Genomic DNA, 13,391 nt, shown 5'->3' on the forward strand with positions numbered 1-13,391 from the left:
CCCCCTGTAGGAGCGGCCTTGTGTCGCGATGGGCTGCGCAGCAGCCCCGGCAGTCCTGAGGCAGGACAAAAATCTGGGGCTGCTGCGCAGCCCATCGCGACACAAGGCCGCTCCTACAGGGGCACACCGCAGCTATCTACATCTGGGTAAACCTGCCCAGCCTCTGCTTCAACATGCTGTTCTCACTGCGCAACTGCTGCACTTCCTGCAACAGCTCCAGCGCCAGCGCCACCCCTTCCCACTCCAGTTCCAGCTCGTGGTGCAGCTTCGCCGCGCGCTTGGCCAACAACGGCGCCTGATCGTCGAACAACCAGTCCTCAGGCGTTCGCCCAGAGGGTTCGACAATGCCGTGTTCGACGATTTCGATCACGCAGTCCGCCGTAACATCGGCTTCCTGACACAGGGTACGCATGTCCAGTTGAACGATCAGGGTGCTGCTCATGATCACTTACTCCATTGTGTCCTCGGGTTGAACGCCGCCTTCTCGGAAAGCTGGGTCCACAGTTCGCGGGCAGCCTCATCGGAGCTTGGCGGCATGACCACCTTCAGTTGCGCGTAAAGGTTGCCGCGCTCGCCGCTCTTGTTGGCCAGGCCCTTGCCCGGCACGCGCAGGCGCTGGCCGCTCTGGCTGTCGGGGCGGATGGTCAGGTTGATCTTGCCTTCCAGGGTCGGCACCGCCACCTTGGTGCCCAGGGCAGCTTCCCACGGAGCCAGTGGCACAGTGATGATCAGGTCATGGCCTTCGACATCGAACAGCGGGTGCGGTGCCATGCGGATGGTCAAGAACAGGTCGCCATTGGCCCCGCCACCGCTGCCCGGTGCGCCCTGGCCCTTGAGGCGGATGCGCTCGCCGTCGGTCACACCGGCCGGAATCTTCACGTTCAGGGTCTTGGTGGTGAACCCGGTGCGTTGGCCCATGGCATTGGTTTGCGGCACCTGGAAGCTGATCTGCTTGGACTCCTTGCTCAGGGTCTCTTCAAGGAATACTGCCAGTTCAAGCTCCACGTCCTGCCCTCGCCTGCCGGCACTGCGTTGCTGCTGCCGGGCGCCACCAAAGGGGTTACCACCCCGGCTACCAAAGATCGAGCTGAAGAAGTCGGAGAAGTCGCCGCCCTCGAAGCCGCCGCCACCGCCACGGTTTTCCCAGCCTGGTGGCGCCTGGAACGGCCGGCCATGCTGGCCACCGTACTTGCGGATTTCGTCGAATTCGGCACGTTTCTGCGCGTCGCCCAGCACTTCGTAGGCCTCGTTGGCCTCCTTGAACTTGTCCTCGGCGTCGCGCTCCTTGCTGACATCGGGGTGATACTTGCGCGCCAGCTTGCGGTACGCGGCCTTGATCGCCTTGTCGTCCGCCGTGGGCTCTACGCCGAGTATCTTGTAATAGTCTTTGAAGTCCATCTGTGGATCACCAATGTGAATGTGCGTGTTGCAACTGAAGATAGGGGTCAAGCATAGCCTTTCAAGGCCGCCTTGGGTTTGCCCCATGGCAGACGACTGGTCTTGATTCTGTAGCCAACTGGCATACACTGCGCGGCCGTTTTGCCTCCGGAAGCTCATTTCCCATGTCTGACGTATCCCCGGCCCGCGCCCTGGGCATCGACTTTGGCACCTCCAACTCCACGGTCGGCTGGCACCGCCCTGGCGTGGAATCGCTGATCGCCCTGGAAGACGGCAAGATCACCTTGCCCTCGGTGGTGTTCTTCAATATCGAGGAACGTCGCCCGGTGTATGGCCGCCTGGCGCTGCACGAGTACCTGGAAGGCTACGAAGGCCGCCTGATGCGCTCGTTGAAAAGCCTGCTGGGCTCCAAGCTGATCAAGCACGACACCAGCGTGCTGGGCAGCGCCCTGCCATTCAAGGACCTGCTGGGCATGTTCATCGGCGAGCTGAAAAAGCGCGCCGAAGCTGCCGCGGGCCGCGAATTCGACCAGGTGGTACTGGGCCGCCCGGTGTTCTTCGTCGACGAAGACCCTGCTGCCGACCAGGAAGCCGAGGATACCCTGGCCGAAGTAGCACGCAAGATCGGCTTCAAGGACGTGTCGTTCCAGTACGAGCCGATTGCCGCGGCCTTCGACTACGAGTCGGGCATCAGCCGCGAAGAGCTGGTGCTGATCGTCGACATCGGCGGTGGTACGTCCGACTTCACCCTGATCCGCCTGTCGCCCGAGCGCCACCTGGTAGCCGAGCGCCAAAGCGACATCCTCGCCACCGGCGGCGTGCACATCGGCGGTACCGATTTCGACAAACAGTTGAGCCTGCAGGGCGTGATGCCGCTGTTCGGCTACGGCAGCCGCATGAAGAGCGGCGCACTGATGCCCACCAGCTACCACCTCAACCTGGCCACCTGGCACACCATCAACGCCCTGTATTCGCAAAAGTCGCAGCTGGCGCTGGGCAGCATGCGCTATGACATCGAGGACAGCTTCGGCATCGACCGCCTGTTCAAGCTGATCGAGCAACGCGCCGGGCACTGGTTGGCGATGGAAGTCGAGGCCAGCAAGATCGAGCTGACGGACCGTGAGAGCCGCCACATCGACCTGCGCCGTGTCGAGCCGGAGCTGACCGCAGAACTGACCCGCGTGCTGTTCGAAGACGCGATTGAAGGGTTGCTGGAACGTGTGCGCGGTAGCGTGACCGAACTGCTGGCCAAGGCTGGCGTGAGCGAAGGCCAGGTGGACACGGTGTTCTTCACGGGTGGTTCCAGCGGTATTCCGGCACTGCGCAACAGCGTGGCGGCGATGCTGCCGAATGCGCGGCATGTGGAAGGCAACATCTTTGGCAGCATTGGCAGCGGCCTGGCCATCGAGGCGCTCAAGCGGTACGGCGTTTAGCCTGTGCTGGCCTCTTCGCGGGCTTGCCCGCTCCCACAGGGATCGCACAGATCTCAGGATTTGTGCAGTACCTGTGGGAGCGGGCAAGCCCGCGAAGAGGCCAGCACAGGTCAACTACCTGATCAAACCAGCTCTTCGCGCTTCAGCTCACTCTTCAGGTAGGCATAGTAGACCGGCCCCGCCACCACCCCGGGCAGCCCGAATGCCGCCTCGAACACCAGCATCGCCAGCAACAGCTCCCACGCCTTGGCACTGATCTGCCCGCCGACGATCCGCGCGTTGAGGAAGTACTCGACCTTGTGGATGACAATCAGATACCCCAGCGCTGCCGCCGCCACCCAGATCGACAGCGACAAACCGACGATGGTGATCAGCGTGTTGGACATCAGGTTGCCGATCACTGGCAGCAAGCCCAGCAGGAAGGTCAGCACGATCAGCGTCTTGGTCAACGGCAGGTGCACGCCAAACAGCGGCATTACCACCGCCAGGAAGATGCCGGTGAAGGCCGTGTTCAGCAGCGAGATCTTGATCTGCGCGAAGACGATGTTGCGAAACGCCTTCACTAGCAGGTTCAGGCGCTCGAACAGCGCCGCCGCCAGTGGCTTGCGCCGTGATACATCAGGAATGCGCTGCAAGGCGATGATGGCGCCGAGGATCATGCCGATCAGCAGCGTCACGAACATGTGCGCCATGCCCTTGCCCACCAGCTGCAAATCGCTCAGGTGGCTCTTGATCCAGTCGCCGATGGCCACCTTGAACTCTGCGGCACTGGCGGGCAGGTAGCCCTCGATGAACGGCGGCAGCTGGCCGCGTGCGCGCTCGACCAGGGCCATGAACTTGTCCAGCGAGGCGCCGGGGTTTTCCGCCTCGTGCAGCAGGAAGCTGAAGGCGCCGGCAATCAACAGCGTCAAGGTACTGACCACCAGCGTACCGAGCAGCGCCACGGCCAGCCAGCGGGCCCGTTGGCCGGCCAGCAGCGGTTGCAGGCGCGGGGTCAGCATGTTGACCAGTTCGAACACCAGCAGGCCGGCAAGCAGGCTGGGCAACAATTTGAGGGGCAAAGCCAGCAGCAGCCCGGCCATGACAATGATCAGGCTGGCCAGCGTGATCTGACGGGGGGTAAAGGTCATACAGCCTCGACGGCAGACAGCGGGAATGCCCGCAGTCTGCCAGCCTTATGCCTGCAGGCATAGGCGCAGGTCATTTCTTCTTCAGGCAGTCGCTCATGAACGCTTTGCGCTCGTCTCCCTTGAGGGTCTTGGCAGTGGCGTCGGCGTTGCAGGTTTTCATCTTGTCTTGCTGGGTTTGGGGCACGTCTTTCTTCAGGCAAGTACTCATGAAGGCTTTGCGCTCATCGCCTTTGAGGGCTTTGGTGGTGGCGTCGGCATTGCAGGTTTTCATCTTTTCCTGCTGCGCGGTATTGGCGGCGAAGCCTTGGGCGCTGAACAACACCGCCAACACCAGCAATGGGATTTGCAGCACTTTCATGGAGTGGTCTCCTTGGCTCCGCGCCCGATGCACGGGGGTCGAGCTGAGTGTAGCCAAGAATTCTCAACGCCCTGCCCGCGCCTGCCGGCGATACTGCTCGGGCGTACACTGGGCCTGGCGCTGGAACATGGCAATGAACGCAGATGCGCTGCTGTAGCCCAGGTCGAAGGCGATGGCCTGAATCGGCAGGCCGGCCTCCAGCGCTTCGATGGCACGCAGAAAGCGCAGGCGCAGGCGCCATTCACCAAAGCTCATCCCCAGTTCGCGCAGGAACTGGCGGGCCAGGGTGCGCTCGCTGACATGTACCTGCGCGGCCCAGTCAGCCAGTGGGCGGTTGTCCCCCGGTTCGGCGCCAAGGGCATCAAGTACCAGGCGCAGGCCATCGCTGTGGGCAAATGGCAGGTAGCAGGCCTGGGTGGGCGCCAGCAGCAGCTGGTCGAGCAGTACCTGCACCAGGCGCTGGTCGCGCGCGTGCTCGGCCACCTTGAGGTCGCGCCGGGCGAAGTCGCCGAGGATGGCTTTGAGAATATCGCTGATCATCAGGCTGCATGGTTGCTGTGGCAGCGCGGCACACAGGCTGCGGTCCAGGTAGATGGAGCGGTAGACAATGGCCTGGGGGTTGTAGCAGCCATGCTCGGTGTCGGGCGGCACCCACACGGCGTAGTGTGGCGGCGAAAGGAAACGCTGGCCGGCCACATCCAGTTGCATCACGCCATGAGCGGAATAGTTGAGCTGGCCCCAGGTGTGGCGGTGCGGGGCGCTGAGGGTGTCGGCACCGAACTCGTCGTGGCGAAAGTACACCGGGGCGGGGAGCTGGGTGAATCGGGGGATGTCGAGGTGTTTGGGCGGCATGCTGACTGTTTGGCGGGGTGGGTTGTCTGTATAGGAGTATAGGCCTGCGGGCGGACAGTCGATAATGGCTGCAATCGGGGCCTGCTGCGCAGGCCATCGCGACACAAGGCCGCTCCTACAGGCATCGCGTTGCCCTCCAGGCCTGTGCGATCCCTGTAGGAGCGGCCTTGTGTCGCGAAGGGCTGCAAAGCAGCCCCAATCAGCCCAAAACGAGTACCCCGCTACATGAACTACCTGTTCCCCCTCACCGCCATCCTCATCTGGGCCGGCAACACCGTGGTCACCAAGATGTCCGCCGGTGCCATCCACCCCGCCGAAATCGGCTTCTACCGCTGGCTGCTGGCCGGGCTGCTGTTCACCCCGTTCCTGCTGCCCGCCGTGTGGCGCAACCGCGCAGCCATTCGCCCGCACCTGGGCAAAGTATTCGTGCTCGGCGTGCTGGGCATGGCGCTGTACCAGAGCCTGGCCTACTTCGCCGCCGGCATCACCAGCGCCACCAACATGGGCATCATCCTCTCGCTGATGCCGCTGATGTCGCTGGCGCTGTCCATCGCCTGGCTGGGCCAGCGGCTGAGCTACGGCGCGCTGCTGGGTGCGGTGGTTTCATTCTTCGGCGTACTGGAGGTGGTCAGCGCCGGGCACCCCGCCAGCCTGCTGGAACAAGGCCTGAACAGCGGTGACCTGTTGATGCTGGTGGCCACCCTGGCCTATGCGCTGTACAGCTTCCTGCTGAAAAAATGGCAGCTGCGCTTGCCGCCCCTGCAATTGCTTTACCTGCAGGTGCTGGTGGCGATCGTGGTGCTACTGCCGCTGTACCTGCTGTCGGACAAGACCGGCCTGAACAGCCACAACATCGGCCTGGTGCTGTATGCCTGCGTGCTGGCCTCGATGATTGCGCCGCTGGTATGGATGCAGGCGGTGCATCGCCTGGGGCCAAGCCGTACCACGCTATTCTTCAACCTGCTGCCGGTGATCACTGCGCTGATCGCCGCCGTGGTGCTCGACGAGCAACTGGCCCGTTATCACCTGATCGGCGGCGTGCTGACCCTGGCCGGGGTGGTGCTGGCCGAGCGCTGGATCACGCCCATCCGCCGCTAAAGCCCTGCCGCCTTGAGCCGGGCGGCATGGTCGGTGAACAGCCGCACCGGCTCGGCGCCTTTGCCCACGGCACCAAGCGACTGGTTGACGATGTCCAGATGGTCGAGCGGATAATCGTCGCCAATTACCTGCCCCAGGTGCGAACTGAAGCGCCCGACCATGCCGTCGCACTGGCCCTTCTCCTTGACGAAACTGCGCGCAAACAGGCGGCAAAAGCGGTTGCTGCCGTCAAAACGGTTGCGGCCCTGGTCAGTCAGGCCAGGCTGCAAGGTGCCGGACCAGGAGTAATAGCGCACGCCATTGACCTCATAGGCACCTTCACCGCCCCAGGCCTGTGGCAGGCCCTGTGGATAAGCCTGGTTGAACAGCGCAACCCCGGCGCTGGTCAGCGACTGGTGCGAGGCGTGCACGTCGACCGGCAGCGGGTCGCGGCGCCAGCCGGTTTCCAGCCACACCAGCATCAGGGCAAAACCATGCAGCACGGCCTTGAGAATGCGCCCTTGGGCAGAATCGCCTGGCGCCGTGCGTTCCAGGTGGTCCGCCAGTTCCGAGCCGTGATTGGGGCCGGCCACCGAGGTGACCGAAGCCACGCGTTCCGGGCGCATGGCCGCGGCGTAGCGCGCACTCAGGGCACCCTGGCTATGGCCGATGAGGTTGACCTTGTCGGCGCCGGAGCGCTGGCAAATGTCTTCGATGATCGCCAGCAACTGCTCGCCACGCACCTCGCTTGAGTGCAGCGGCGAAACCTGCACCGGGAACACCTGTGCGCCGCCCTTGCGCAGGGCCGGCACGATGCCGAACCAGTAGGGATAGAGCACCAACCGGACAAACCCGAGCATGCCCGGCACCAGCACCAACGGGTATCGCGTGGCCAATTCCTGCTGCATTGCCCCAGCCCCTTTCCGTGGACGACCGGCCAACACTACAGCGGCCATCATGACCATCGCAATCGAACTCCCGGCGCGCGCTGTGGTTCCAAACCACACAGACCCTTTGCAAGGAGCGGGACCATGTACAAGCAGACCCTGGCAATCCTTCTGGCAAGCGCCACCCTGGCCGCCTGCGGCAGCCGCCCGGAAAACCCGGTGGACTACGTCACCTACCGTGACGAGCCGCTGGTCAAACAGGTGGAGCACGGCATGACCATGCAAAAGGTCATCGCCATCGGCGGCAGCCCGTCGAACGTGATCGACCTGCCGCACGGGGGCACCTGCAACGACTACATCCTCAACCGCGACGGCAAGCAGCAGCCTTACTACGTGCGCTTTGACGCCACCGGCCATGTCGATGCCAAGGGCTTCAAGACCTGCAAGCAACGCCAAGAGGACAGCGACGCCGTGCATGGCGCGTAAGTCCCACCTTCACCTACCGTCCTGACCCGCCTGGAGATAACCATGAGCAACGTTGAACTGACCGATGTGCAAACCCTGCGCAAGCGTGCCCGCCAGCATGTCGAGCAAGGCGCGGTGACCGAGGGCTATCACGCCGATCGCAAACAGATCCTGCGCCTGCTGAACGAGTCACTGGCCACCGAGCTGGTGTGTGTGCTGCGCTACAAGCGCCACTACTTCATGGCCAGCGGCATCAAGGCCAGCGTGGCAGCCAGCGAGTTTCTGGAGCATGCCAACCAGGAAGCCGAACATGCCGACAAGCTGGCGGAGCGCATCGTACAGCTGGGCGGGGAGCCGGATTTCAACCCGGATAACCTGACCAAGAATTCCCATGCCCAGTATGTGGCGGGTAATTCGCTGAAGGAGATGGTGCTGGAGGATCTGGTGGCGGAGCGGATCGCCATTGATAGCTACCGCGAGATCATTCAGTACATCGGGGATACAGACCCGACAACTCGCCGTATCTTCGAAGACATCCTGGCGCAGGAAGAAGAGCACGCGGACGACATGTCCGACCTGCTGCAAGGCTTGTAATTGCTGGGGGCGCTCTGCGCCCCTATCGCGACACAAGGCCGCTCCCACAGGAATTTCACAGCCCTCGAGGCGTGTGCAGTACCTGTAGGAGCGGCCTTGTGTCGCGATGGGCTGCAAAGCAGCCCCCTGCTATTTCCGCCCTTTCACCGCAGCCGGCGCCTTGCCCGCCTTCATCTGCTGCAACAACGGCGTGCACTGGTTCGGTTCATCCCCACTGCTGGGCGCAATCAGCGCCAGTAACCCCGCCGCCGGCCCGGCCACCACACCGAGCGCCACCATTCCCGCACCACGTAGCGCCAGCGGCAACGCCTGCACCCCGGCACCGGGCTTGGCAAACGGCCCGCGCACATACAGCGGCGAGCGCAGCGAGAACAGCCGCAGCCCTTTCGATTCCGGCGTGATCTTCAAGTCCAGCTGCTCGCTGGCGAAATTGGCCGTGCCGTTGATGTAGATGATCGCGTTCTCGGTATCGAAGATGAACAGACGCGTCGTCGCCAGGCCATCCTTGATCCCCACATCAGCCGCCGCGCAATTGATCTTCACATCCTCGTCACCAAACAGTTTGCCGACCACGTAGTTGCCCACATTCAGACCGGCAATCTCCATCAGGCTGCGGCTGATGGCGCCATCGTTGATCAGCATGCGCAGGTCACCATTGGCCGTGCCCAGCAAAGCTGCTACCGAGTTGCCACGGCCGCTGATGTCGGCATCACCGTTCAACTCGCCAAAGCTGGTCTGCATCGGTGCAAAGGAAGGGAACAGTTGCTTGAGCTTGAAGCCACGTGCAGTCAGCTGGGCACGCCCCTGCAGTGGCACGTTGCGCCCGTCCAGGCGGATTTTGGAGGCCAGGTTGCCACCGGCCACGCCAAAGCGCAGGGGCTCCAGGCGCAGCAGGCCGTCTTCGAGGATCACATGCGCCGACAGGTCGTTGAACGGCAGCTGCGTGCTGTGCACGATGCGCTTGCCGGCAAAGGTGACGTCAGCGTCCATCGCACGCCAGCGCTCGGTGCGGAACTCCTCTACCGGCAATACCTTGCCTGCCGGCTGCTTGCTGGCGCCCCCCCGAGCCTTTTGCTCGGCGTTGGAGTCGGCGCCAATCAGCGGTGCCAGGTCCTTGAACAGCAACTGGTTCGACACCAGGTTGCCGGACAGCTTGGGCCGTGGCTGGCTGGCAACGAAGGCCAGGTCTCCGTGGATATCGCTGTCACCGATCTTGCCGTTGAAGCCCTGATAGTTGAACGTCGCGCCTTGCGCCGCATGCAGGTTGGCGCTGAGGCGGCCGTCGGTCGAGTAGGCCGGGGTGTCCGGCAGGGTAACCCCGGTCAATGGGTAGAGGTTGCCCAGGCTGGCACCGGAAAGGCGCAGGCGCAGGTCGAGGGCGCCGAGGTTGCGGGGGTCGGTCAGGGTGCCGGCGAGCACCACATGGGTATCGGCGATACGCACGTCGGCCTGCAAAGGGAACGGCTGACTGGCGTCCTGCAGGGCCAGCAGGCCGCCGATCTTGCCAATACCGGACACTGGCTGGCCCTTGTAGCGGCCCTGGGCCTTGAGCCCGAAGGCATAGTCCTGCGCACCGCCGGCCTTCTCGGCGCTGGCCTTGCCGACGATGTCGCTGAACGGGATTGGCTTGCCAAGCGGGTCTATCTGCACCTTCATGCTGGTTTTCAGGGTTTGGTCGTCGAAGCTGACATTGCCCTGATCGAAGCCGATTGCACCTATATCCAGCTGCCATTTGGAGGGTTCTGCGTTTTCATCCTTGGGGCCGAAGTCGAACGTCCAGTTGGCACGGCCATCAGCCAGGCGAGTGAGGCTGGCTGTGGGCCTGGTCAGGTCAATGCGCGGAATGCTGATCTGCTGGAACAGCAGCGGCAACGGCGCCAGGCGGAACTCCACGCGCTCCAGGCCGACCATCTTCGGCTCCTTCAGCCACTCAGGATTGCCCAGGCTCAGGTCCTCGGCAATGAAATGCGGCCAAGGCACCCAGGCTCGCCAGCCCCCCTCTTCAGGCTCGGTGCGCCAGTGGAGGGCAAGGTTGCCGTTGATTGCGAAGGGCCGGTGCAGGGCCTCGGAAACCTTTTCGTTAAGCAGCGGCTTGACGCGGTTCCAGTCGAAGGTGGCGATCACCACCACCAGGATTGCCAGCAGTGTCAGCAGGCTGGTGAAAGTCCAGACGAGGATTCTGGCGGGACGCGTCATTGCGTGATTCTCCTTGCGGCATGGCACAAAACGGGCACAACGTTGGCACTCAATATGTCGGACTTGCGAAAACCCGCAGGGTTTTATCGATGGCGCCATGATAGCGAAGTTTTTCCTGGCCTTTTGCTCAGCAATTTGTCGTGCCAGCCCCTACATGTTACCCATGTACAGCAAGGTCAAATTGCCACCATTCGGCCTGCAACAGGCTGAATAGAGACGTTGCTAACCTCTATCAACGCGGTCGATTGTTACCATTACCCGTATGAACTTCTCTCTGGCGTTACGCGGCGTAGCATTGGCTCCGTACCCACTTTCCAGCCCCCGAGAGGAGCACCGAAATCATGAAACGCCATCTGCTGACCCTGACCCTGTCCATCCTGGCTGCCAACGCTTTTGCCCTGCCAGCCGCCGAACAACACCTGACCGCTGAATCGCGCTCCAGCGCTGCCGAAATCGCCCAACCGCTGAAAACCGTAGCCGAAGGTGGTTCCGATCGCCTGATCGAACGCAGTGGCCGCGTTGCCGAAGGTGGCTCTGATCGCCTGATCGAACGCAGTGGCCGCGTCGCCGAAGGTGGCTCCGACCGCCTGATCGAACGCAGTGGCCGCGTAGCTGAAGGTGGCTCTGATCGCCTGATCGAACGCAGCGGCCGTGTTGCCGAAGGTGGTTCTGATCGCCTGATCGAACGCAGTGGCCGCGTTGCCGAAGGTGGTTCTGATCGCCTGATCGAACGCAGTGGCCGCGTCGCCGAAGGTGGTTCTGATCGCCTGATCGAACGCAGTGGCCGCGTAGCTGAAGGTGGTTCGGATCGCCTGGTTGAACTCAGCCGTGTGAGCTGATAGCCATGGTCGAAAAGAACAACTCATGTCACAACGCTTGCTCCCCTCCAGGCCCGGTCATTGACCGGGCTTTGTTTTTTTAACTAGAGTGCCCAGCCTTACCGTCACAGAAGCCCGCACCATGCTGCCGCGCGCCGAACAGAAGCTACAGACCCGCCAGGCCCTGCTCGATGCCGCCTGCCTGCTGATGGAGAGCGGCCGTGGTTTCGGCAGTATCAGCCTGCGCGAAGTGGCGAAAACGGCAGGCATCGTGCCCACCGGGTTCTACCGGCACTTTTCCGACATGGACGCCTTGGGCCTGGCCCTGGTAGCTGAAGTCGATACCACGTTCCGCCAGACCATCCGCCTGGTACGGCAAAACGAATTCGAACTGGGTGGCATCACCGACGCCTCGGTGCGTATCTTCCTCGATGTGGTGGCCGCCCACCGTGCGCAGTTCCTGTTCCTGGCCCGCGAGCAATACGGGGGCTCGCAGGCCGTGCGCCAAGCCATTGCCCGCCTGCGCCAGGACATCAGCGACGACCTGGCCACCGACCTTGCGCGCATGAAACGCTGGCAGCACCTGGACAGTGCCGCGCTGACGGTAATGGCTGACCTTGTGGTGAAGACGGTGTTCGCTACCCTGCCCGAACTTATCGACAGCCCGGAAGCGGGTTATCCACAGGCGCTGACGGCGCAGGAAAAGATTACCCAGCAGTTGCGCTTCATCTTTGTGGGCGCGCGGCACTGGCAGGGGCTGGGCAACCCGGGCTGATGGGTAGCCTGTGCGGGCCCTTTCGCGGGCACGCCCGCTCCCACAGGTAACCCACATTGCCGGGGCGTGTGGTGCTCATGTGGGAGCGGGCGCGCCCGCGAAAGGGCCCGCACAGGCTACCGAGAACCCCAGTTCTGCTACCATGGCGCCCTGCCCGACAGCGACGAGCGCCGAAATGTCCAACCCCCGCCCCACCCTGCCCGAACTGGCCCGTTTCAACCAGCATTTTGCCGAGCGCATCGTGCCGATGTGGCAAGGGCCAGGCTGGAACGCCGACATGGCCCTGCCCTACGAGGCGCTGGACAACCAGCATCAGCCATTGCCCGTGCAGCGCTACCGGGCCATGGCCTGCGCCCGTCAGCTGTACCTGTTCAGCAGCCGCATCGGCCAACCGGGCGCCGCCGAGCGCGCAGCCGCCCTGTTCCGCTCCCTGCAAAAGCACTTCCACGACGCCGAGCATGGTGGCTGGTTCTACAGCATCGATGCCCAAGGCAAGCCGCTGGACCGGCGCAAGGACCTGTATACCCACGCCTTCATCGTCTTCGCCTGCGCGCACTACTGGGGCAAGGTGCGCGAAAGCCTGGTGGAGTCCACCCTGAACGCCGCGCTGGACATCATCGACCAGCAGTTTGCCCGTGACGACGGCCTGTACGAAGCCAGCCTGGGTGAAGACTGGGCCGACCTGGGCAGCGGCCCGCTGCAGAACCCGCAGATGCACCTGGCCGAAGCATTCCTGCAAGTGCTGGCGGTGCGTGATGACGAGCATACCCAACAGTCACTGCTGCAACTGTGCGAAGCACTGCAAACCTGCTTCATCGAACCGGCCCACGGCCTGATGCTGGAAAAGCCACTCGGGGCTGTGGATAACTGGTTTGAGCCAGGGCATCAGTTCGAGTGGTTCTATTTGCTGCATACCTCGCCGCTGCTGCGTGATACGCCGCTGCATGCCTCCATCGACCGGGCGTTCGGCTTTGCCGAGCAGTATGGGGTGAAGGATGGGGCGGTGCTGGCCATGCTGGATGTGGAGGGCAAGGTGATCGATGCTACACAGCGGGTCTGGGCACAGGCTGAGTACCTGCGGGCGCTGGTGTTGCGAGCTGGAGGCGAGGCGAAATTGCCAGAGCAGTTGCAGGTGCTGGAGGCGCGGTTCCTGCGTGAGGCAGGCTGGTATGAGTGCCGGGATGGCGAAGGCAATGTCAGCCGGCATGACATGCCTTCGACTACCCCCTACCACTTGGCGACTTGCCTGGAAGGGTTGCAGCGCCTGGCCTGACGCATTCGCTCGCAAACCACACGGGCCCCTGTAGGAGCGGCCTTGTGTCGCGAAAGGGCTGCGAAGCAGCCCCAGGATTTCAGCAAAAATGCACAGATAGCCGGGGCTGCTTCGCAGCCCTTTCGCGACACAAGG

Annotated in this window: 14 protein-coding genes; 7 read left to right on the forward strand and 7 right to left on the reverse strand. The window is 63.2% G+C overall.

Going from position 1 to position 13,391, the window contains the following annotated elements:
• Positions 1 to 136 precede the first annotated feature (136 nt).
• Together ACQKPZ_RS25100 and cbpA are read right to left on the reverse strand one after the other, a co-directional pair.
• Positions 137 to 442 carry a chaperone modulator CbpM gene (locus ACQKPZ_RS25100; RefSeq protein WP_427543446.1) on the reverse strand — a complete coding sequence of 102 codons (306 nt, stop codon included), beginning with the start codon at positions 440 to 442 and terminating at the stop codon, positions 137 to 139.
• A gap of 2 nt (positions 443 to 444) precedes the next feature.
• Complete coding sequence (gene cbpA, locus ACQKPZ_RS25105; RefSeq protein WP_403197498.1) at positions 445 to 1,398, reverse strand: curved DNA-binding protein; 954 nt, start codon at positions 1,396 to 1,398, stop codon at positions 445 to 447.
• A gap of 164 nt (positions 1,399 to 1,562) precedes the next feature.
• On the opposite strand from cbpA, the gene ACQKPZ_RS25110 reads away from it, so the two are divergent.
• Positions 1,563 to 2,831 carry an Hsp70 family protein gene (locus ACQKPZ_RS25110; RefSeq protein WP_427543449.1) on the forward strand — a complete coding sequence of 423 codons (1,269 nt, stop codon included), beginning with the start codon at positions 1,563 to 1,565 and terminating at the stop codon, positions 2,829 to 2,831.
• A 122-nt stretch (positions 2,832 to 2,953) separates the two neighbouring features.
• On the opposite strand, the gene ACQKPZ_RS25115 is transcribed toward ACQKPZ_RS25110, so the two are convergent.
• From ACQKPZ_RS25115 to ACQKPZ_RS25125, 3 genes are all read right to left on the reverse strand, one after another.
• Positions 2,954 to 3,961 (reverse strand): AI-2E family transporter, encoded by a 1,008-nt coding sequence (locus ACQKPZ_RS25115; RefSeq protein ID WP_427543452.1) that lies wholly within the window; start codon positions 3,959 to 3,961, stop codon positions 2,954 to 2,956.
• 70 nt (positions 3,962 to 4,031) lie between these two features.
• Positions 4,032 to 4,319, reverse strand: coding sequence for a PsiF family protein (locus ACQKPZ_RS25120; RefSeq protein ID WP_391129395.1), 288 nt, complete (start codon positions 4,317 to 4,319; stop codon positions 4,032 to 4,034).
• A gap of 63 nt (positions 4,320 to 4,382) precedes the next feature.
• Positions 4,383 to 5,171: an AraC family transcriptional regulator gene (locus ACQKPZ_RS25125; protein WP_427543455.1), complete on the reverse strand. Its 789-nt coding sequence runs from the start codon at positions 5,169 to 5,171 to the stop codon at positions 4,383 to 4,385.
• 225 nt (positions 5,172 to 5,396) lie between these two features.
• Between ACQKPZ_RS25125 and ACQKPZ_RS25130 the strand changes: the two genes are divergently transcribed.
• Complete coding sequence (locus tag ACQKPZ_RS25130; protein ID WP_427543458.1) at positions 5,397 to 6,269, forward strand: DMT family transporter; 873 nt, start codon at positions 5,397 to 5,399, stop codon at positions 6,267 to 6,269.
• On the opposite strand, the gene ACQKPZ_RS25135 is transcribed toward ACQKPZ_RS25130, so the two are convergent.
• Positions 6,266 to 7,156 carry an alpha/beta fold hydrolase gene (locus tag ACQKPZ_RS25135; RefSeq protein WP_427543461.1) on the reverse strand — a complete coding sequence of 297 codons (891 nt, stop codon included), beginning with the start codon at positions 7,154 to 7,156 and terminating at the stop codon, positions 6,266 to 6,268. The genes ACQKPZ_RS25130 and ACQKPZ_RS25135 overlap by 4 nt on opposite strands.
• Before the next feature lie 123 nt (positions 7,157 to 7,279).
• On the opposite strand from ACQKPZ_RS25135, the gene osmE reads away from it, so the two are divergent.
• Together osmE and ACQKPZ_RS25145 are read left to right on the forward strand one after the other, a co-directional pair.
• Positions 7,280 to 7,621, forward strand: coding sequence for an osmotically-inducible lipoprotein OsmE (gene osmE, locus ACQKPZ_RS25140; protein ID WP_027592558.1), 342 nt, complete (start codon positions 7,280 to 7,282; stop codon positions 7,619 to 7,621).
• Between the two features lie 42 nt (positions 7,622 to 7,663).
• Positions 7,664 to 8,194, forward strand: a complete 531-nt coding sequence (locus ACQKPZ_RS25145) for a ferritin-like domain-containing protein (RefSeq protein WP_427543464.1) — start codon at positions 7,664 to 7,666, stop codon at positions 8,192 to 8,194.
• A 129-nt stretch (positions 8,195 to 8,323) separates the two neighbouring features.
• On the opposite strand, the gene ACQKPZ_RS25150 is transcribed toward ACQKPZ_RS25145, so the two are convergent.
• A complete protein-coding gene (locus tag ACQKPZ_RS25150; protein ID WP_427543467.1) occupies positions 8,324 to 10,390 on the reverse strand; it encodes an AsmA family protein in 2,067 nt (688 codons plus the stop codon).
• Between the two features lie 341 nt (positions 10,391 to 10,731).
• Here ACQKPZ_RS25150 and ACQKPZ_RS25155 point away from each other — a divergent pair, with 341 nt between their 5' ends.
• The 3 genes from ACQKPZ_RS25155 (at position 10,732) to ACQKPZ_RS25165 (ending at position 13,256) form a co-directional block, all read left to right on the forward strand.
• A complete protein-coding gene (locus tag ACQKPZ_RS25155; protein ID WP_089229915.1) occupies positions 10,732 to 11,229 on the forward strand; it encodes a phage infection protein in 498 nt (165 codons plus the stop codon).
• Positions 11,230 to 11,350: 121 nt separating this feature from the next.
• Positions 11,351 to 11,983: a TetR family transcriptional regulator gene (locus tag ACQKPZ_RS25160; protein WP_391129414.1), complete on the forward strand. Its 633-nt coding sequence runs from the start codon at positions 11,351 to 11,353 to the stop codon at positions 11,981 to 11,983.
• Positions 11,984 to 12,158: 175 nt separating this feature from the next.
• On the forward strand, positions 12,159 to 13,256 hold the full coding sequence (locus ACQKPZ_RS25165; protein WP_427543470.1) for an AGE family epimerase/isomerase: 1,098 nt from the start codon (positions 12,159 to 12,161) through the stop codon (positions 13,254 to 13,256).
• Positions 13,257 to 13,391 lie beyond the last annotated feature (135 nt).

Origin of the sequence: Pseudomonas sp. NPDC089547, assembly GCF_050280665.1 — a bacterium.
GTDB lineage: Bacteria > Pseudomonadota > Gammaproteobacteria > Pseudomonadales > Pseudomonadaceae > Aquipseudomonas.